Genomic DNA, 19,658 nt, shown 5'->3' with positions numbered 1-19,658 from the left:
GCTCTTCCGGCTCTCCCGTCACCTGGTCGGTGGTCAGGCCCCCGCCGGCGGGCAGCGAAAAGCCGAGGGCTGGTGCGTCCGGGTCTCGGACGCACCAGCCCTCGGCCGGGATGGAGCAGGTCGCTACCTGCCGTGCTCAGTACCTGTCGTGCTCAGTGTCTGCCGGCAGGCTGGTCAGGAGATTCGCCGGTGGCCTCGCGCGGACCGCCCTCCGCTTCCTCCCCCTCGACGAAGAACCCGGTCACCGCCTTGCCTGCGCGGCGGACGAGACCGCCCGTGGCATGCCCGTTTTCCCCGCCCGGCAACGCCACCCGGTCGGTCGGTACCCGCCGGTGGTCCGGCGTCGGCGGCAACTTCGGACGATGCTGCTCCACGAACTCCCCGTCGGGCAGCTGGTGGATGATCCCGGTCTCGACACCGTGCTCGGTGACGTCCCGGTCACGGGCCTGCAGGTGCACACAGAGCCGCTTGGTCACCGTGAAGGCGATCGGCGGGACGATGATGCAACCGATCCGGCCGGCCCAGGTCATGGCGTTCAACGAGATGTCGAACGTCTTCGCGATGACGTCGTTACCACCGGAGATCCACAGCACCAGATAGAAACTGATGGCCATGGCCCCGAAACCGGTGCGGGCCGGGGCGTCGCGCGGTCGCTGGAGCAGGTTGTGCGATGCGGAATCCCCGGTGAACTTCGCCTCCAGGAAGGGGTACACCGCCAGCAGCGTGAACAGGATTCCGGGCAGCACGACGGTCGGCCAGAACACCGCCGGGACGGTATGCCCGAGCCCGCGGAACTCCCACGGTGGGAACAGTCGAGTCGATCCGTCGAGGAAGCCGATGTACCAGTCGGGCTGCGACGCCGAGCTGACGTTACCCGGGTCATAGGGGCCGAAGCTCCAGATCGGGTTGATCTGTGCCAGACCACCGAGCAGGGCGAGCATCGCGAACACCAGCATGAAGAACCCGGTGGACTTCACCGCGAAGATCGGGAAGACGCGATGCCCGATGACGTTGTGCTCGGTCTTGCCCGGCCCGGGGAAATCTGTGTGCTTCTGGTGCCACAGGATGCCCAGATGGGCGCCGATCAGCGCCAGCAGGATCCCCGGCACCAGCAGAATGTGGATTACATACAGCCGGGGGATGAAGTTGTCACCCGGCCACTCGCCGTTGAAGACCAGGAACGACGTCCAGGTTCCGATGACGGGGATCGACTGTGCGATCGAGGCCGCGATACGCAGCCCGGTACCCGACAGCAGGTCATCCGGCAGCGAGTAGCCGGCGAAACCCTCGAGGATCCCCAACACCAGCAGCCCGACGCCGATCAGCCAGTTGACCTCGCGAGGCTTGCGGAAGGCGCCGGTGAAGAACACCCGCATCAGGTGCACCACGATTGAGGCGACGAACAGCAGTGCCGCCCAGTGGTGGATCTGACGGAAGACCAGCCCCGCCCGGGTGTCGAAGCTGATGTCGAGGGTCGAGGCGTAGGCCCGGCTCATCTCCACACCCCGCAACGGGATGAAGGAGCCGTTGTAGGGGATCTCGACGTTACTCGGGTCGAAGAACAGCGTCAGATAGATGCCGGTCAGAACCAGGATGACGAAGCTGTAGAGGGCAATTTCCCCGATCATGAAAGACCAGTGATCAGGGAACACCTTGTTGAGGTTGCGGCGCAGCGCGGCCTGGGACCCGAAGCGCTCGTCGACGGCCCGGTTGAGTTTGCGGACCGGACCGGGTCGCTTGACCAGGGAGGGTGGCGGGACGGTGGTCATGGACGCTCCCAGAAGGCGGGACCGACGGGCTCGGTGTAGTCGCCGTCTCGTGCGATGAAATACCCGTCGTCATCAACAGCGATCGCCAGCTGTGGCAGGGATCGGCTGGCCGGACCGAAGATCGCTCGACATCCGTCCAGAACGTTGAACACCGACTGGTGGCAGGGGCACAGCAGGTGATGGGTCTGCGCCTCATAGAGGCTGACCGGACAACCCGCGTGGGTACAGATCTTGGAGTAGGCGACGTGGCCGTCGTAGGCCCAGTCCTCCCGCCCCGGCCGCGGTCGGTTCGCATCCGGGGGGAGCCGGATGAGGATGGTGACGCTGTCGGCCTTCTGGTGCAGGGTCAGCTGGGGCTCGAACCGGACGCTGCCGTCGGCCGCGGTCACCGGGATCGCCGGGAAGACGGTCTCTATACCACCGATGGCGATGTCACCGAGCGCGACCGGATTACCTTCTCCGTTCACCAACCGGGCACCCTTGGCCCAGTGGCTGTGCTTGAGCTGATCGCCCGGCTTGCGGTTGCTCAGATTCAGCAACGGCACCACCAGCAGGGCGCCGAGCACGCTTCCCGCGCCCAGCATGGTGCGGCGAACCAACGGTCGGCGGGCAAGGCCGGTATCGGCGAAACCGAGTGCGACCGTCTCCTCGGTGACGGCGATCTCCTCAGCCGAGGAGGCGAAGGGATGACGCTCCTGGACGGCCTCCTCATGCGGCATGAGGCGCTTCGCCCAGAGGATGACCCCGAATCCGATGCCGCCCATGGCCAGGCCCAGTGCGGTGCCCATGCACGGGGTGTAGTACTCGGCATGTTTGTCACCGACGAAGTTGGTGACCACGAAACCGATCGTCCCGACCACCGAGACCATGAACCAGAACGCCACCAGCCGTTCGGCCCTACGCTCGGCCCGGCGGTCGATCTCCTCGGCGTGGGCCGTGGGGATGGCCGCGGCCCGCTCATCGGGCTCGGCCAGCAGGACCGTTGAGCCCTCCTGAGTCGAGTCGGTCTGGTGCGGGGGGGTACCCAGCTGCTCGGGACCGTCGCCGCGGCCCGGGCGCGGTTCGGGCTTGGCGCGGTCGAAGATGCTCTCGCCCTCGGCGGGAACGTCCGGCCCGGACGTCTCGTCGTCTCGCTTGCTCATACCTTCTGCCTCGCTCCGATCCACATGCACACCGCGAGCAGGCCACCGATTCCGACCAGCCAGGCCAGCAGTCCCTCGGGAACCGGGCCGTACTTGCCGAGCGTGCTACCACCGGCGCTCGGCGCCGCGGTGACGTACTTCACGTACTTCGCGATTGCCACAGCGCCGGCAGGGTCGATCTGTCCGGGGCCGAACACGGGCATCGACTCGGGGCCGGTCCGCATGGCATCGATGATCTGTGTCGGAGTGGCCCTGCTCAGATCGGGTGCGTACTTGCCGTACGTGAGCGGGGCACCCGCGCCCACCGCCTGATGGCACTGGGCGCAGTTCGCCCGATAGAGCTCCCCGCCCTGGGCCAGGTCCGCGTCATCCAGTGCGTTCTTGGTCACAATCGCCGTCTTCGGGCCGCCACCGAGGCTGTCGACGTAGGCGGCCAACTGGTCGATCTGGGTCTGGCTGTAGATCGGGTCCTTGCGCTCGGCCTGCGCGCCCGGTGCGGCGAGCGGCATCCGACCCGTGCTCACCTGGAAGTCCACGGCGGCAGACCCGACCCCGACGAGACTCGGGGCCTGGCCACCGCCCTGGGCGTTCAACCCGTGGCAGCTTGAACAGCCCTGGAGGTACAGCGCCCGGCCCGCCCGGACGGCCTCGTTGGCATCGGGGGTGCTCTGGGCCGTCCCGCGCGGCGCGAGCGCGGTCCACAGCAGCCCGGTGGCCGCAAGCGCCATCAGGAGGACGACAGCGGAGGAACGCCGATGCCGGCGTCGGGATGCGCGGGCAGCGCCCAAGGATGCAGTCATGTCGCTCACTGGAGGAGGTAGATGGTCGCGTAGAGGCCGATCCAGACGACGTCGACGAAGTGCCAGTAGTACGACGTCACGATCGCCGAGGTCGCCTTCTCAGGGGTGAATCTGCCGTAGGTCGACCGGACGAGGACGATCACGAAGGCCACCAGCCCGCCGATCACGTGCAGCCCGTGGAAGCCGGTCGTGAGGTAGTAGACGGACCCGAAGGCATGCGACGAGATCGAGAACTCGTTCTCGCGGAAGTACTCCCACGCCTGGCCGCCCACGAACACCGCACCCATCACCAGCGTGATGAGGTACCAGCGACGCAGGCCGTAGACGTCGCCTCGTTCCGCGGCGAAGACGCCCAGCTGACAGGTCAGGCTCGACAACACCAGGATCGTGGTGAAGACGAGCGCGTAACCGACGTGCAGGTGAACCGGGCCGATCTCGGACCCCGCGGGATCGCCGGTGATCGGCGGCCAGTTGTCACTGTTGACCGACCGGATCGTGTAGTACATCGCGAACAGGGCCGCGAAGAACATCAGCTCCGATGACAGCCACACGATCGTTCCCACGGAAACCATCGAGGGACGGTTGGCCGTGGGGTGCGGCGGCGGAGCCTTCTCAAGGACGGGGGCGGAGGCCACGTCGGTCATTCTGGCACGCGTTCGGCCAGGCGCCACCGTAGGTTCGACATTCGGTAGGACTACGAGCTGTCGAGGGTGCTGGCGTGCCCCGGCCGAAGCGAGGTGACGGAGCCTGTGACCAATCCCAGCACGCTTGTCCCGGTAGCTCCCCAGGACGTGTTTGCACTGCCCGGCCAGGGACAACTGCCGCCCCCACCGACGGTCGGACGGATGCTCCTGCACCTGACACCCGAACCCGGACCGCTGCTTCTGATCGCCACGATGGCAGGGCTGTACCTGCTCGGAGTGCGCAGGCTCACAGATCGCGGTGACGCCTGGAACCCGTGGCGGACGGCGTCCTGGCTCGCCGGTCTGTTCGTCGTCGGGTACGCACTCGTGGGCGGAATCGCGGCTTACGACACCGCGCTGTTCAGCGCCCACGCCATGCAGCACATGCTGCTGGGCACGGTCGCCCCGATCCCGCTCGCGCTCGGGGCCCCGATCACGCTCGCGCTGCGCGCCCTTCCGCGGCGCTCCCGTGGGCTGCTGGTGGCGGCGTTGCACAGCCAGGTGGCCCGGGTGATGGCCTTCCCGTTGGTCGGTTTCGGCCTGTTCATCGTGAGCCTGTACGGTTTGTACTTCACCAGTCTCTACGAGTCATCGTTGCGGCATCCGGTGCTGCACCTTTTCCTGCACATCCACTTCCTGGTGGTCGGCTGCCTGTTCTACTGGCCGATCATCGGGCTTGACCCCGTCCCCGGCCGGCTGCCTTACTGGGGACGCCTCATCCTGCTGTTCGTGACGTTCCCGCTGCACGCGCTGTGGGCGCTGGCGATGTTCACGACAAACGAGGTCTTCGCCGCGGCCTGGTACTCCTCGCTGGACCGGAGCTGGGGGTCGAGCCTGTTGGGCGACCAGCAGACCGGCGCGGGGCTCATGTGGGCCGCGGGGGAGCTGGTCGGTGCGATGGTGTTCGTCGCCCTGTTCATCCAGTGGTCGCGGGCTGACGGGCGCGAAGCCGCCCGCGAGGACCGCCGACTGGACCGACTCGAACGACTGGCCGCGTCCGCTGCCCCGGGGTCGGCCACCGCCGATCAGGAACCGCAACAGATCCCGGAAACCGACCCCGAGCCGGACCCGGAGGCCGAACTGGTCGCCCGGGAGGCTGCGTACAACGCCTGGCTGGCCAGGCTCGCCGCCGGTGACACCGGGCCCGCCCGCCGGTGACACCGGGCCCGCCCGCCGACCCATGGAGCCGTCGGCCGGTTGAACCGGTTGAGCCGGTGCTCTCAGCCGCGCAGCGCGAGATCCGCAATCAGGCTTTTACGGGCCGCACCGGTGATCGGTGTCGCCTCGTTGTAGGCGGGGTGGTCGACGACCAGCTCAACCGGCACGGCGGGATCCCGGAAGGCGTCGCGGGTGGAGTCACTGAGCGGGAACCGCAGCATGTGCACGGACACGGTCGGGCTCGGGATGTTCGGGGCCTCGTCCGGCCCGGGGATCTCCTCGCCAGGCACCGGGACCCCGTCGATCTCGAGCCGGATGCTGCGCTGGACACCGGCGAGGCGCTCCAGCTCCGAGCGGACGGTCTCGGCGACATCGAGCTCGATGAAGGCGGTGGCGGTCAGGGCGTGGCTGGCGGGCAGCAGTCGCGAATAGATCTCGATCTCATGGGCGACATCCGCGGGGCTGCGCAGGCGCTCGGCGTAGACCATCTCCTGCACCTGGTAACGCAGGGTTTCCTCGTTCTCGAACTCGAAGAGGAACATGTCACCGACCCGGATTCGCCGTTCCGCCCGGACCGGGAGGATTCGGGTGCGCGCAGCCGGCCGCTGGGCGGCATAGACCTCGGGATCGGTGACGATGTCAGCGACAGTAAGTGCCATCGTTGGAACTCCCAAACGATCCAATGGGTACGGGGCCGACCACAGAAAGCTACCGGCAAGGCCGCCTGGCGGGGCGGTGGCAACCACGTCCGCACCGCCAGGCAGCACCGTCCGGCTGTTAGAGCGCCCGGCAAGAGGGGCGGTCAGACCTCCTGCTCGGCCTTTTCGTCGGCGACGACCGCGTCGAGCGCCTTCTTGAAGCGTCCGGCGTGGGTCTTCTCGGCCCGTGCGAGCGTGGAGAACCAGTCCGCGATCTCCTCGAAGCCCTCATCGCGCGCGGTCTTGGCGAAGCCCGGGTACATGGCCGTGAACTCGTAGGTCTCCCCCGCCACGGCACTGGCCAGGTTCTTGGTGGTCTTGCCCAGCGGTTCCCCGGTCGCCGGGTCGCCCACCTCGGCGAGGAAGTCCAGGTGACCGAACGCATGCCCGGTCTCGCCCTCAGCGGTGTCGCGGAAGAGCGCGGCGGCGTCGGTGAGGCCCTCGATGTCGGCCTTGCGGGCGAAGTACAGGTAGCGGCGGTTCGCCTGGCTCTCGCCCGCGAACGCCTCCTTGAGGTTCTCGTGGGTCTTCGTGCCGTCAAGCTGCGGCATGTGGCTCTCCTTTGTCGATCGTGATCAACCCAGCCGTCGGGGTGACGGCCGGGATGCTGGCTACCGGCCCGCGTACGGGACACCTAGGTCGGGCCTACGACTGTCGGGCCTGCGGTCTGGCAGGACGGACACAGACCACGGAACTGCAGGTCGTAGCCTGTGATCGCGAAACCGGTGTGTCGCGACAGTGCGGCCACCATCTCCACCGGCACAGGAAGATCTATGTCCACCGCCCGCCCGCACCGGTCGCAGACCGCGTGGTCGTGACGCCCGACATTCGCGTCGTACCGGGCGGCCGCGCCGTTGCCGAGGCTGAGCTCAAGGGCGAACCCAGCCCGGACCAACAGCCCCAGGGCCCGGTAGACGGTCGCGGCGCCGATGCCCGGCGCGACCACTCGGACGCGATCGTAGACCTCCGCCGCCGTCGGGTGGTCGTGGGCGGCTCGGAGCACCTCCAGCACTGCGCGGCGCTGAGGGGTGAGGCGGAGATCCTGCTGACTGTTCATGACACGTCCGATGTTGGTGTCCACGTTCACTACCGGCGACGTTCAGCACCAGCAGTGAGAACGAGTCTCACTATCTCTCAGCTCCGACAGCTCCGCAACTGGCAAAACACCCAACGACACATCTATGTCATCCGTGCCACCCGAACGGCGTCAGCATGGCGCAACCGGGCGGGGCCACCGCCGGCAGGCGCCATCGGATAGCCTGCCGGCGGGTTCCCAATCGTCCGGCGCCCGGTCCGATCCCGCCGTCGTTCGCGGAAGATGGATCAGTCGCCGGCCACCGGGCATCACCCAGCCGGCGTTCCACTTGATCGAAAGGCTCGCGGTCGCATGAGTACGGTTCTCGTGTACGCGGACAAGCCCGACGTCCGCGAGCGGGTGAAGCTCGCCATCGGTCCGCTACCCGACCCCGAGGTCGGGCCGGTCGAGTTCCTGGAGATGGCCGACGGCGCCGCCGTCATCGATGCGGTGGACCATCGGGAAGCCGATATCTGCATCCTGGATGCGGAGGCGGCGCCCGTCGGTGGCATGGGGCTGTCCCGACAGATCAAGAACGAGATCCCGGACTGCCCGCCCACCGTCCTGCTGGTGGCCCGTCGCGATGACCGCTGGCTGGGCACCTGGTCGCAGGCGGACGCCGTGCTCACCCATCCCGTGGACCCTGCCGAACTCGCCGAGGTCGTCGTCGCGCTGCTGCGCGCCCGACGCGCACCCGCTCGCCGGGTCGGGTCGGCCCCCGCTGTGGGTGCCTGAGCCCCGCTGTGACCGGATTCGGCGAGGCCGTTGAGGAGAGGGCCACCGACAGCGGGCCCCCCGACGGGCCACGCTTGGCCGCGCAGGGCTGGCCCCCACTCCTCGGCGCGCTGTTGCGCGGCGAGGCCCTCGGCGCGCCCGACACCATGTGGGCGATGACCCAGGTGATGTCCGGCAACGCCTCCCCCGCCCAGATCGCGGGCTTCGTGGTCGCCCTGCGGGCCAAGGGCGAGACCGCCGAGGAGGTCGGCGGTCTGGCGCAGGTGATGCTGGACTACGCAGCACCGCTGGACCTCCCCGACGACATCCGTGAACGCGCGGTGGATACCTGCGGAACCGGCGGCGACCAGTCACATTCGGTGAACATCTCGACCATGGCTGCGCTGGTCGTCGCGGGCTCCGGCATCCCCGTGATCAAACATGGGAACCGGGCCGCGTCTTCGGCCTGCGGGTCAGCCGATCTTCTGCTGGAACTCGGCGTCGCCATCGATCTACCGCCCGCCGGCGTCGCGACCTGCCTCGCCGAGGCCGGTGCGGCGTTCTGCTTCGCACCGGTCTTCCACCCGGCCATGCGACACGCCGGCGGGCCCAGGCGTGACCTCGGCGTGCCCACCGTCTTCAACATCCTCGGGCCGCTGACCAACCCGGGCCGCCCGGCAAGCCAGGCGGTCGGCGTCGCAGACGCACGGCTTGCGCCCGTCGTCGCCGGTGTTCTGGCCGCGCGCGGGACGCGGGGGCTGGTGTTCCGCGGTGACGACGGGCTCGACGAGCTCACGCCCACGACCACGTCAACCGTATGGATGGTCGTGGACGGCGCGGTGCGGATGGAGACCTTCGACCCACGCGACGTCGGTATCGTCCCCGGCGATCCGACGGCGCTGCGAGGAGCCGATGCCGCCTACAACGCCGCGGTGACCCGGGAGCTGCTCGCGGGGGGACGTGCCGGGCCGGTGCGTGACGCAGTCCTGCTCGCCGCCGCGGCCGCGCTGGTCGCCGCGACCGGACCCACTGCCGCACCCGTGACCGAACAGCTAGGCCGCCAGCTTGGTCGGGCCGCCTGGGCGCTGGATTCCGGTGCGGCCGAAGCTGCTCTGGGGCGATGGGTCAGGACGAGTCAGACCGCCGCGGCTGCGGCGGTCTGATCCACCACGTCAGCGGCGGCCACGTCGGCGGCGCGGACGCATCGCGGTCGCACTAGTTCTCCGGTACGGGCGGGTGCCAGAAGTTCTCGAAGAGCAGGCACACGACGAACGTCACTGTCATGATTGCCCCGATAAGGGCCAGCCACACCCCGAAGACGATGCCGAACAACACCAGACAGGCACCGGCGGCGATGAAGAAGGGGTAGTAACTGCCCGGGGTGAAATGCCCGAGCTCGCCGGCGCCGTCGGAGATCTCGGCATCGGGGAGATCCTGCGGCCGGGCTCCGATCCGGCGGGCGGTGAACAACAGGTACCCGCCGACGAGCAGGCCGAGGCTGCCGCACAGGGCGAGTGCGACCGTGCCGGTCGGGTCCTTCGACGTGAACCAGTAAACGATGTCGACCACCGTGCAGAAAATCGCAAACACGAGGAAGACGACGCCCTCGATCTTCATGGCTGCTGCTCCGCTCCAGCTTCTTCCGGGCCCGGCTTATCTGCTCTCGGGTGCGGCGTGATAATCGATTGTTCCGGCTGCCTGGGGATAATGCAGGTCGAAGGCAGGCCGTTCCGACCGGATGCGTGGCAGCGAGCGGAAGTTATGCCGCGGCGGTGGGCAGGATGTCGCCCATTCCAGGGAGTTTCCATAGCCCCAGGGGTCGTCCACAACGGCCAGCTCGCCCTTCTTGTAGGAGCGCCAGACGTTGTACATGAACGGCAGGGTCGACGTGGCCAGCAGGAAGGCCCCGGCCGTGGAGATCGTGTTGTAGGTGGTGAACCCGTCGGTCGGCGAGTAGTCGGCCACCCGTCGCGGCATGCCCTTGACGCCTAGCCAGTGCTGGATCAGGAAGGTCAGATGGAAACCGAAGAACAGCGTCCAGAAATGAATCTTCCCGAGCTTCTCGTCGAGCATACGCCCGGTCACCTTCGGGAACCAGAAGTAGATCCCGGCATACGCCGCGAAGACGACCGACCCGAATACCACGTAGTGGAAGTGGGCCACGACGAAGTAACTGTCACTGACGTGGAAGTCGATCGGTGGGCTCGCCAGCAGTACACCGGTCAGACCGCCGAACAGGAAGGTCACGAGAAAGCCCAACGCGAAGAGCATCGGCGTCTCGAAACTGATCTGACCCCGCCACAGGGTGCCGATCCAGTTGAAGTACTTCATACCCGTCGGCACCGCGATCAGGAAGGACAGGAACGCGAAGAAGGGCAGCAGGACCGCGCCGGTGACGAACATGTGGTGCGCCCACACCGCTACCGACAGCGCTCCGATTCCGATCGTGGCGAAGACGAGGCCCTTGTACCCGAACAGCGGCTTACGGGAAAAGACCGGCAGCACCTCGCTGATGATGCCGAAGAACGGCAGGGCGATGATGTAGACCTCGGGATGACCGAAGAACCAGAACAGGTGCTGCCACAGAATCGCGCCGCCGTTGGCCGCGTCGAACACGTGGGCACCCAGGCGCCGGTCGGCTTCCAGGGCCAGCAGCGCGCCGGCGAGCACCGGGAAGGCCACCAGCACCAGGATCGAGGTGACGAGGAAGTTCCAGCAGAAGATCGGCAGCCGGAACATCGTCATGCCGGGGGCGCGCAGACAGAGGATCGTTGTGATCATGTTGACGGCACCGAGGATGGTGCCGAGTCCTGACAGCGTCAGGCCCAGGATCCACAGGTCGGCGCCGGAACCTGGAGAGTAGACCGCGTTGTTCAGCGGCGCATAGGCGAACCAACCGAAGTCCGCCGCGCCGTTCGGGGTCAGGAAGCCGGCGATGACGGTCAGGCTTCCGAAGAGGAAGAACCAGAACGACAGGGCGTTGAGCCGTGGGAACGCCACGTCCGGCGAGCCGATCTGCAGCGGGACCAGGAAGTTCGCGAACGCAAACGCCATGGGCGTGGCGAACATCAGCAGCATCAGCGTGCCGTGCATGGTGAAGAGCTGGTTGAACTGCTCGTTCGACAGGAACTGCAGACCTGGCCGGGCCAGCTCCGCCCGCATCATCTCGGCCATGATTCCGGCGAAGAGGAAGAACGCGAAGGCCGTCACGCCGTACATCACGGCGATGTCCTTGTGCGACGTCGTGCGCACATAACCGAGCAGGTTGGTGCGCAACGTGGCGTGGCGTTCCTCGACGTGGCCGGCTGGCGGCTCGTGCACCAGTGTCACTGTCCGCTCCCGCGAGTGGTAGTTCCGGCGGATGTCTGGGTGGTCGCCCCGGCCGCACTCAGCGCGGCCGGCCGGGTCCGCTCGGCGATGAACCGGTCGTACTCGTCACCCGGGACGACCTTCACATAGAAGTTCATCCGATCGTGATCGACCCCGCACAGCTCCGCACAGCGACCGATGAACGTCCCGGTCTTGGTGATCGTGAGCTGGAACTGGTTGATCCGACCGGGGACGACGTCCCGCTTGAACAGGAACTCGGGCACCCAGAAGGAGTGGATGACATCCGGGGACGTCTCGATGAAACGGATCGTGCGGCCCTGCGGGAGTACCAGCACCGCAGGTTCGCCGGGCTGGCCGGTGACCTCCACCGGGATCGTGCCGTTCTGGCCCGTGTCGAGGTACCGGAACTGCCAGTTCCACCGGAAACCGATCACGTTGACCGTGACGTCCGGCTTGGCCGGAAGTTTGTCGATCACGACCTCGTCCCGGGCGGTGTAGTAGAACAGCCCGGCAACGATCACCAGCGGCACGATCGTGTACAGGATCTCGACCGGGAGGTTGTACCGCACCTGGCGGGGCAGCTCGTCCGACTTCTTGCGGAACACGATGACCGCATAGAAGATCAGACCCCAGGTGAACACGCCGACGGAGAGCGCCGCGATCGCAGAACCCCGCCACAGGTTCAGGATGCGGGGCGTGAGGTCCGTCACCCCGGCCGGAAAACCGAAGTTGGGTACATCACACGCGGTGGCCGCCACCGCCAGCAGCGCGAAGCCGGTCACCAGCCGTAGCGCCCGCCACGGGGAACCGGATCGGCCAGGGCGCCAACCAACGCTCCTCGCGCGGTTCGTGCTCCCCACCGACGGAGCGTCGGAGGCAGTCGCCATCTCGACATCGGCGGGCAACGGCCGAGTTCGGCCGAAGGATCGGGTCACCAGGTCCTGCCTCCCACGAATGCGCCGATCCGACCGAACCAAGCGGTCGGCGCAAGGCTCTTCGACAAGCTGTAGATGCTGCGGCAGGAGCGTATCCCAGCCGCACCGCCGGCATCTCGTCAGAGCCTGACTCAGCGTCCCAAAGGACGAGACTCGGACCACATCCCAGCGGTCGCAGGCCACCCGACGGGGTGCCAAGACCGACGGGGCGCCACGGCCGGCCGTCGGAATACCGTGAGGAACGTGCCGGTCTACCTTGATCACGCATCCACGGCCGTCCTGCACCCCGCGGCCCGCGAGGCCCTGCTGGCGGCCCTCGACGACGGCTGGGCGGACCCCGCCCGCCTGTACCGCGATGGGCGTCGGGCCCGCATGGTGCTCGACGCCTCTCGGGAGATGGTCGCCGCGGTGCTCGGCGCCCGCCCCGACGAGGTCAGCTTCACATCGTCGGGTACCCAGGCGGCACAGCTGGCGATTCTCGGCGCGGCCGGCGCCCGGCGGCGGTCAGGGACGCGGCTGCTGATCAGCGCCGTTGAACACTCCTGCGTTCTGCACGCCGCCCAATGGCACGAAAACGCCGGCGGCACGGTCGACACGGTCGGCGTCGACCGATTCGGCCGGGTCGACCCGGCGGGTTTCACTCCCCCACCGGGCACGGCGCTGGCCAGCCTGCAACATGCCAACCACGAGGTCGCGACCATCCAGCCGGTGGCCGCGGTCGCCGATGTGCTGCACACCGCGGGTGTCCCGTTGCATGTGGACGCCGCCATGTCAGCCGGGCGGATCCCGGTGGACGTCGCCGCGCTGGGAGCCGACCTGCTCAGCGCCAGTGCGCACAAGTTCGGCGGGCCGGCAGGAGTGGGCATCCTGATCGTGCGGACCGGGCGTCGATGGCGCAACCCGCTACCCACCGACGAACGCGAGGGTGGCCGGGTGGGCGGCTTCCCCAACGTCGCGGCAATCGTCGCGACGGCAGCGGCCCTGCACGCCCGGACCATTGAGATCGCCGATGAGACACCGCGCCTGGCCGGCTACGTCGAGCGGCTGCGGACCCGTCTCCCCCACCTCGTTGCGGACCTCGAGCTACTCGGCGACCCGGATCCGGCCGCCCGGCTGCCGCACCTGCTCGCGTTCTCGTGCCTGTACGTCGACGGAGAAGCGCTGCTCGGCGAGTTGGACCGGGCGGGAATCGCGGTCAGCAGCGGCTCCAGCTGCACATCGGACACCCTCACCCCCAGCCACGTGCTGGCCGCGATGGGTGTACTGACCCAGGGCAACATCCGGGTGTCGTTCGGCCGCGAATCCGACAGTGCGGATGTGGACGTCCTGCTGGCGGTCCTACCCGAGGCGGTTGCCCGGGTCCGCGAGCGGGCCGGGGCCGTCGGCCTGTGAGATCGGCCGACCGTGACGACCACAGCGACCGCGACCACAGCGACCGCGACCACAGCGCCTGGGACGCTGCGTGGAACGGCGCCCGCCTCACGGTGGACGCGCGTGGACGACGGTGCCCGCTACCGATCATCGAACTCGCACGCCGCATCCGCGACATCGACGTCGGCGCAGACCTGCAACTGTGGGCGGACGACCCTGCAGCCGCGCATGACGTCCCTGCCTGGTGCCGGATGCGTGCCCAGGAGCTGATCTCGACCCGCGAGCTGGCCGACGGAGGGACGGCCTACCTCGTCCACCGGCTCTCTTAAGCCGTCCACCGGCTCTCCCAGAGCGACCGGCAGATGCGGGGTGATCTCCGCAACAGTCTCCGACCCGTAGGCCCGCGACCGAGCCCGTGTCGACCGGTGACCGGTCGACACGGGCGTCACCAGCTACTACCGCTGGAAGGTCAGACCGGGACGCATCCCGACCCGCAGCGCCCGGATCAGTGGAAGGAGTCGCCGCAGGCGCAGGAACCCGCCGCGTTGGGGTTGTCAATCGTGAAGCCCTGCTTCTCGATCGTGTCGACAAAATCGATCTTCGCGCCACCGAGGTACGGGGTGCTCATCCGGTCGACCGCGACCCTGACACCCGAGAAGTCCAGGACAGTGTCGCCGTCGAGCTGACGCTCGTCGAAGAAGAGCTGGTAGCGCATGCCGGAGCAGCCGCCGGGCTGCACGGCGATCCGCAGCTGGAGGTCGTCACGACCTTCCTGCTCAAGCAGGTTCTTCACCTTGCTCGCGGCCACGTCGGTCAGGATGACGGTGGTCGGCCCGGTCGCTGTGTCCGTGCCGGTCACGGTGTCAGTCGTCGCGTCCTGGACGGTCATGGAGACTGCTCCCTAGGTTCCCTTGGGGCCCGCGCCTGCGCGAAAGAACTCATGATCGCGCATCCGAAGGCCGGTCGAGCCCTTGTTGTCAAGTGTGGCCGGTATTCGTCTACCCACATTGCGTGTGCACTCTGTGTGCAACCGCACGAGATGTCGGTAAATATCGCCATTCGTACGAATGTCGCCGTTCATGCCATCGCGGCGGTAGCCGTCATCTACAACACCTACTCACAACACCGCATGCCGCGATCGCCTTCCCATCGTACGCAGGACCTCAGCGGACGACCAAGCACAGCGCGAAGAGCTGTGATCGTGAACTCCTCCGGTCGACGACGGCACGTGCGTGCCCGGCGAGTTAGAGTCGTGTCGACCATTCGTCTACGAGAAGGCTGCCAGACCACCTCCCGGTGGCCGGCGGGCGCACAATCAGGACTCAACGGTGCGCGCCCGCAGGCCCCGAGCGAGCCGGTCGGCCGGTCGACCGGAGGAGCGAGCATGACGATCAACCCCGCGCTCGACCGCGCCGCCATCACGCCGCTGCAACTCCCACCAAATCCGCTCACGCTGCTGTTGCTGGGTCGCGGTGCCGATCCCGACAGCGAGCGTGGGGTCGACTGCCCCGGTGCGCTGCCGCCGGCATCCGATCCGAACCTGGTTGAGCGCGCCGCCGCGGCCAGGGCTGCGCTCGGCGCCTCCGTCTTCGTACTCGGGCACCATTACCAGCGGGACGAGGTCATCGCCTTCGCGGACGTGACCGGCGACTCGTTCAGGCTCGCTCAGCAGGCCGCCGGACGCCCCGAAGCCGGCCACATCGTCTTCTGCGGCGTGCACTTCATGGCCGAAAGCGCCGACATCCTCACCGGCGACCACCAGCAGGTGATCCTTCCCGACCTCGCCGCCGGCTGCTCCATGGCCGACATGGCCGCGCTCGAACAGGTCGAGCAGGCATGGGAGACGCTGGCCGACGCCGGGCTCGCCGAAGGTACCGTCCCGGTCAGCTACATGAACTCCACTGCCGCGATCAAGGCGTTCACCGGGCGGCACGGCGGCACGATCTGCACCTCGTCCAATGCCCGGCGGGCACTGCAGTGGGCGTTCGGGCCCAAGCGCCGCGGCGAGCGGGTGCTGTTCCTGCCCGACCAGCATCTCGGCCGCAACACGGCGGTGCTGGAGATGGGTATGGCACGTGCGGACTGCGTGGTCTACAACCCGCACCGCCCGGGTGGCGGTGTTGCGGCGGCCCGGTTGCGCGACGCGCGGATGATCCTGTGGCGAGGCCACTGCTCGGTGCACGGCCGGTTCAGTCGCGCGTGCGTGGACGACGTCCGCGCCCGCATACCCGGCGTCACCGTGCTGGTTCATCCGGAGTGCCAGTATGAGGTCGTCACCGCTGCGGACATGATCGGATCGACGGAATACATCATCAGAGTCGTCGACGAGGCACCGCCGGGCAGCGCGTTCGCCGTGGGCACCGAGCTGAACCTGGTGCAACGGCTCGCGAACCGGCATCCCGACAAGACCGTCGCCTTCCTGGACCGTACGGTGTGCTATTGCTCGACGATGAACCGTATTGATCTGCCCCACCTCGTGTGGGCACTCGAGTCCCTCGTGCGCGGCGAGACGGTCAACCGCATCACGGTCGATCCCGATGTCGCGACACATGCCCGAAAGGCCCTTGACCAGATGCTGGCGCTCCCCTGATGGCCCTGTTGAAACGACGTACGACGGCGCCGGGCGCACCCACCGACCCGTCAGCCGCCGGCCCGACCAGCGGTGAGCCGGCCCAGGCGGGCGCCCCCGTCGGTAGTGGGAACGGGTCGGGTAAGGGACGCCCCACCCCCAAGCGCAGCGACGCCCGCGCGGCCCGCGCCCGCGGCGGCAGCGCCTTGGCGACCCCGGGGTCGGGTAAGGACACCCGGGCGAACTCCCGCGGCGAGCGACGTCGCCAGTCCCAGGAGTACCGGACTGCGATGATGTCGGGGGATGTCAGCAAGCTGCCCCCGCGCGAGCGTGCCCCCGAACGCGTACTGGCCCGGGACTTCGTCGACGCCCGCCGCAATGTGGGGCCGTTCTTCCTCGCCGCCGCCGCGGTGTACTTCGTCGGCGGGCTCGTCCCCAACGTGTACATCCGGCTGATCGCCACCTACCTGATGCTGCTGGGCATCCTCGCCGTGGCCGTCGACTCGATCGTGCTGTCCCGCCAGGTCAGCCGCAGGGTTGGCGAGAAGTACCCGGACTCACCGGTCAAGGTGCGCGCGTACAGCGTGCAACGCGCCCTACTACCGGCCCGCTGGCGGATGCCGCGGCCCCGGGTCACCCGCGCCGGCAGCGGCCGCTGACCCGGCCGGACTCGCCCGGGCGACACATCGGGCGACAAATCGGGCGACACATCGGGCCCAGCCAAAGAAGATCTGGGACCAAATGCGGCAACGGGGTTGGATGCGTCTAAAAAACCTCGTAGTACTACTCTTCGGTACGTTACGCTGTTCGGACGGACGCCGGTCCTGACCGGCAACGACCGGACCGCATCGTCCTGGCGGCGTGGGCGGTGGCCGCCGTGCGGCCCCGTCCAGGGGGAGGGCGACGCCCCTTATCGAGGGGTAGTACGTGAAACGCACAACCGTATACCTGCTGACCGCGGTCGCTCTGGTCGTTCTGGCCGCATGCGAGCCGAATCTTCCGGCCGGCGGCCCAGCAGCGACATCGAGCGCATCCACAGCTGTTCCGCCGACCGGCATGACATCAGCCAGTGCAGGGCCATCCAGTTCAGGCGCGGCCGTGCCGGCACCGACGGCCGACGGCTTTGCCGCCGGCACGACCGGTGGCGCGGCCGGGGCCACGGTGACGGTCACGACCGCGGCGGACCTCGCCAGGTACGCCGGCGCGGACCAACCGTACGTACTCACGGTCACCGGAGTGATCGCACTCACCGGTCAGATCAAGGTCGCCTCGAACAAGACAATCGTCGGGGCTGCGAAGGGCGCTGGTCTCACCGGTGGCGGGCTGAACATCCGCAATGTGACCAACGTGATCGTGCGCAACCTGACCATCAGCCTGGCAACGGGCACCGATGCGATCAGCGTCTACGGCTCCCAGCATGTGTGGATCACTCAGAACGACCTCTCCAGCGACATGACGCACGGCAAGGACTACTACGACGGCCTGCTCGACATCACGAAGGCTTCCGATCTCGTCACCGTGTCGTGGAACCGGTTTCACGACCACTACAAAGTGATGCTCATCAGCGCGAGTGACGACGACACCGCCGACCGGGGCAAACTGCATGTCACCATCCATCACAACTGGTTCACCAACGTGAACTCACGGCTGCCGAGCCTGCGCTTTGGCACCGGCCACGTCTACGACAACGTGTTCCAGACAGCCGACACCGCCGTCAACTCGCGGATGGGTGCGGTGGTTCTCCTTGAGTCCAACGTCTTCCGCGGCGTCGGCACCCCGGTGATCACAACCGGCTACAGCACGGAGCCCGGGACTGCCATCCTGTCGTCCGACCACCCGAACGACTTCGGTAATGCCACCCCGGCCGGAACCGCCGCCAGCAGTTCCACTGTTCAACTGCCATATGCCTACCTGGCCGAACCGGCGGCGACCATCGCCGCATCCGTCCCGGCTGGTGCCGGACCACGCTGACCTGCTCGCCGCGCCGGGTTCCCGGCCCGGGGCCGGGGCATCCGGGTATCACCCGAGCCTCGGCCCTGGGCCGTAAATCATAGGGTGGTTATGTGGAGCATCGACGACTGGGACGCAGCGGACTGAGCGTCAGTGAAATCGCGTACGGCAACTGGATCACCCACGGTGATCAGATCGAGCGGGATCAGGCGATCTCGTGCGTGCACGCTGCTCTGGACAACGGGATCACCACCTTCGACACCGCCGACGTGTACGCGGGCACGAAGGCCGAGGTTGTGCTGGGCGAGGCGCTGGACGGGATACGCCGCGAATCCTACGAGTTGTTAACCAAGGTGTTCTGGCCGACCGGACCCGGCCCGAACGACCGCGGTCTGGGGCGCAAGCACATCATCGAGTCCTGCCACGCCTCGCTGCGGCGGCTGCGCACCGACTATCTCGATCTCTACCAAGCACACCGCTACGACCCGACCGTGCCGTTGGAGGAGACCCTGCGGGCCTTCGACGACCTGGTGCGGGCCGGCAAGGTGCTCTACGTCGGTGTCTCGGAGTGGACCGGCGCGCAGATCGCCGACGCGGTACGGATCGCCGCGCAGGCCGGCTACGACCAGATCATTTCCAACCAGCCGCAGTACTCGATGCTGTGGCGGACGATCGAGTCCGAGGTCATCCCGACATCCCGCGCCGCCGGCATCGCCCAGATCGTCTGGTCACCGGTGGCGCAGGGTGTACTCACCGGCAAGTACCTGCCGGGAGCGCCGCGGCCCGAGCACACCCGCGCGGTCAGTGAGGCCGGCTCGGGTGTCATCCGACGCCTGCTGCGGGACGAGATTCTCGCCCGGGTCCAGGACCTGTTACCCGTAGCGGCCGACGTCGGCCTGTCCCCGGCACAGCTGGCCGTCGCCTGGGTGCTGCAGAACGACAACGTGGCCTCGGCGATCATCGGAGCATCCCGACCGGAGCAGGTCGAGGAGAACGTCAAGGCGTCGGGAGTAAAGCTGGACCAGGAGATCCTGGCTTGGATCGACGCGGTGCTCAGCGATGTGATCGTGACCGACCCGGATGCCGTATGACCGGCTAGTCCACGGAACGGAGGCTCATCGGGCCGTAGACCTTGCGGCCGGCGTCTTCCAGCACCACCTGCTGGACGCCGGCCTCCAGCAGCTCCCGCCAGGTCTCCCCCAACCAGGTCTCGGCGTCGCTCTGGGTCGGGAACGACTCTGACAAGGACGCACCCGCAGGCCCGGCCGCGACCGCGGCACCGTCCTCGGCCTCGAAACGCCACGTCCAGCTCACCGCATGGTCCCCCTCTGTCGTCCCGTCCATGTCGTCCTCCTGCCAGGGTCATCTTCTCTTGGATGGGCAGGCTCCATCCAACACGGTCAGCACTCCGGCGGCCCATCCCGGCCACCCTCCCGGCCCGTGTTAGAGCGCGACACAACCGAG

Annotated in this window: 21 protein-coding genes; 9 read left to right on the top strand and 12 right to left on the bottom strand. The window is 67.9% G+C overall.

All coding sequences use genetic code 11. The features are described 5' to 3' along the window. Positions 1-152: 152 nt before the first annotated feature. From U9977_RS01955 to U9977_RS01940, 4 genes are read right to left on the bottom strand one after another with little or no spacing between them, the layout of a single operon-like run. Entirely contained in the window at positions 153-1,769 is a 1,617-nt protein-coding gene (locus tag U9977_RS01955) for a cytochrome bc complex cytochrome b subunit (protein WP_322747405.1), read from the bottom strand. After that, positions 1,766-2,911: a ubiquinol-cytochrome c reductase iron-sulfur subunit gene (locus tag U9977_RS01950; protein WP_322747404.1), complete on the bottom strand. Its 1,146-nt coding sequence runs from the start codon at positions 2,909-2,911 to the stop codon at positions 1,766-1,768. Before U9977_RS01950 ends, U9977_RS01955 begins: the two co-directional genes overlap by 4 nt. Beyond that, positions 2,908-3,711, bottom strand: coding sequence for a c-type cytochrome (locus tag U9977_RS01945; protein WP_322747403.1), 804 nt, complete (start codon positions 3,709-3,711; stop codon positions 2,908-2,910). The genes U9977_RS01950 and U9977_RS01945 overlap by 4 nt, the downstream gene beginning before the upstream one ends. 5 nt (positions 3,712-3,716) lie before the next feature. Further along, positions 3,717-4,355, bottom strand: coding sequence for a heme-copper oxidase subunit III (locus U9977_RS01940; RefSeq protein ID WP_322747402.1), 639 nt, complete (start codon positions 4,353-4,355; stop codon positions 3,717-3,719). A gap of 105 nt (positions 4,356-4,460) precedes the next feature. Between U9977_RS01940 and U9977_RS01935 the strand changes: the two genes are divergently transcribed. Further along, the gene (locus U9977_RS01935) at positions 4,461-5,552 is read left to right on the top strand and encodes a cytochrome c oxidase assembly protein (RefSeq protein WP_322747401.1); all 1,092 of its coding nucleotides are present in this window, start codon (positions 4,461-4,463) and stop codon (positions 5,550-5,552) included. Between the two features lie 62 nt (positions 5,553-5,614). Here U9977_RS01935 and U9977_RS01930 read toward each other — a convergent pair whose 3' ends face one another. From U9977_RS01930 to U9977_RS01920, 3 genes are all read right to left on the bottom strand, one after another. Further along, complete coding sequence (locus U9977_RS01930) at positions 5,615-6,211, bottom strand: DUF3501 family protein (protein ID WP_322747400.1); 597 nt, start codon at positions 6,209-6,211, stop codon at positions 5,615-5,617. A gap of 143 nt (positions 6,212-6,354) precedes the next feature. Further along, positions 6,355-6,801, bottom strand: a complete 447-nt coding sequence (locus tag U9977_RS01925; protein ID WP_322747399.1) for a rubrerythrin family protein — start codon at positions 6,799-6,801, stop codon at positions 6,355-6,357. Positions 6,802-6,884: 83 nt separating this feature from the next. Continuing rightward, positions 6,885-7,307 carry a Fur family transcriptional regulator gene (locus tag U9977_RS01920; RefSeq protein WP_322747448.1) on the bottom strand — a complete coding sequence of 141 codons (423 nt, stop codon included), beginning with the start codon at positions 7,305-7,307 and terminating at the stop codon, positions 6,885-6,887. Between the two features lie 330 nt (positions 7,308-7,637). Here U9977_RS01920 and U9977_RS01915 point away from each other — a divergent pair, with 330 nt between their 5' ends. Next, on the top strand, positions 7,638-8,060 hold the full coding sequence (locus U9977_RS01915) for a hypothetical protein (protein ID WP_322747398.1): 423 nt from the start codon (positions 7,638-7,640) through the stop codon (positions 8,058-8,060). 74 nt (positions 8,061-8,134) lie between these two features. Next, complete coding sequence (gene trpD / locus U9977_RS01910) at positions 8,135-9,202, top strand: anthranilate phosphoribosyltransferase (RefSeq protein ID WP_322747447.1); 1,068 nt, start codon at positions 8,135-8,137, stop codon at positions 9,200-9,202. A gap of 52 nt (positions 9,203-9,254) precedes the next feature. Here trpD and U9977_RS01905 read toward each other — a convergent pair whose 3' ends face one another. From U9977_RS01905 to coxB, 3 genes are read right to left on the bottom strand one after another with little or no spacing between them, the layout of a single operon-like run. Next, positions 9,255-9,656 carry a cytochrome c oxidase subunit 4 gene (locus U9977_RS01905; protein ID WP_322747397.1) on the bottom strand — a complete coding sequence of 134 codons (402 nt, stop codon included), beginning with the start codon at positions 9,654-9,656 and terminating at the stop codon, positions 9,255-9,257. A 36-nt stretch (positions 9,657-9,692) separates the two neighbouring features. After that, positions 9,693-11,369 carry a cytochrome c oxidase subunit I gene (gene ctaD, locus U9977_RS01900; protein WP_322747396.1) on the bottom strand — a complete coding sequence of 559 codons (1,677 nt, stop codon included), beginning with the start codon at positions 11,367-11,369 and terminating at the stop codon, positions 9,693-9,695. Beyond that, positions 11,366-12,256, bottom strand: a complete 891-nt coding sequence (gene coxB, locus U9977_RS01895) for a cytochrome c oxidase subunit II (protein ID WP_416210444.1) — start codon at positions 12,254-12,256, stop codon at positions 11,366-11,368. The genes ctaD and coxB overlap by 4 nt, the downstream gene beginning before the upstream one ends. 291 nt (positions 12,257-12,547) lie before the next feature. On the opposite strand from coxB, the gene U9977_RS01890 reads away from it, so the two are divergent. Continuing rightward, positions 12,548-13,696, top strand: coding sequence for a cysteine desulfurase family protein (locus U9977_RS01890; RefSeq protein ID WP_322747394.1), 1,149 nt, complete (start codon positions 12,548-12,550; stop codon positions 13,694-13,696). Continuing rightward, positions 13,693-14,004, top strand: coding sequence for a sulfurtransferase TusA family protein (locus U9977_RS01885; protein WP_322747393.1), 312 nt, complete (start codon positions 13,693-13,695; stop codon positions 14,002-14,004). Before U9977_RS01890 ends, U9977_RS01885 begins: the two co-directional genes overlap by 4 nt. Positions 14,005-14,180: 176 nt before the next feature. Here U9977_RS01885 and erpA read toward each other — a convergent pair whose 3' ends face one another. Beyond that, the gene (gene erpA / locus U9977_RS01880) at positions 14,181-14,564 is read right to left on the bottom strand and encodes an iron-sulfur cluster insertion protein ErpA (protein WP_322747392.1); all 384 of its coding nucleotides are present in this window, start codon (positions 14,562-14,564) and stop codon (positions 14,181-14,183) included. A gap of 495 nt (positions 14,565-15,059) precedes the next feature. Between erpA and nadA the strand changes: the two genes are divergently transcribed. The 4 genes from nadA to U9977_RS01860 all read left to right on the top strand — a co-directional run bounded on the left by nadA (position 15,060) and on the right by U9977_RS01860 (position 19,285). Next, positions 15,060-16,265: a quinolinate synthase NadA gene (gene nadA, locus U9977_RS01875; protein ID WP_322747391.1), complete on the top strand. Its 1,206-nt coding sequence runs from the start codon at positions 15,060-15,062 to the stop codon at positions 16,263-16,265. Then, the gene (locus U9977_RS01870) at positions 16,265-16,903 is read left to right on the top strand and encodes a DUF3043 domain-containing protein (protein WP_322747390.1); all 639 of its coding nucleotides are present in this window, start codon (positions 16,265-16,267) and stop codon (positions 16,901-16,903) included. The genes nadA and U9977_RS01870 overlap by 1 nt, the downstream gene beginning before the upstream one ends. 268 nt (positions 16,904-17,171) lie before the next feature. Continuing rightward, the gene (locus U9977_RS01865) at positions 17,172-18,215 is read left to right on the top strand and encodes a polysaccharide lyase family 1 protein (RefSeq protein ID WP_322747389.1); all 1,044 of its coding nucleotides are present in this window, start codon (positions 17,172-17,174) and stop codon (positions 18,213-18,215) included. A 92-nt stretch (positions 18,216-18,307) separates the two neighbouring features. Continuing rightward, positions 18,308-19,285: an aldo/keto reductase family protein gene (locus U9977_RS01860; RefSeq protein ID WP_322747388.1), complete on the top strand. Its 978-nt coding sequence runs from the start codon at positions 18,308-18,310 to the stop codon at positions 19,283-19,285. A gap of 4 nt (positions 19,286-19,289) precedes the next feature. Here the strand turns inward: U9977_RS01860 and U9977_RS01855 are convergent, their stop codons facing one another. After that, positions 19,290-19,508: a hypothetical protein gene (locus tag U9977_RS01855; RefSeq protein ID WP_322747446.1), complete on the bottom strand. Its 219-nt coding sequence runs from the start codon at positions 19,506-19,508 to the stop codon at positions 19,290-19,292. Positions 19,509-19,658 lie beyond the last annotated feature (150 nt).

The organism is Protofrankia sp. Cas8, from assembly GCF_963555845.1.
Classification (GTDB): Bacteria; Actinomycetota; Actinomycetes; order Frankiales; family Frankiaceae; genus Protofrankia.
This window is presented reverse-complemented; position numbering and strand designations above follow the sequence as displayed.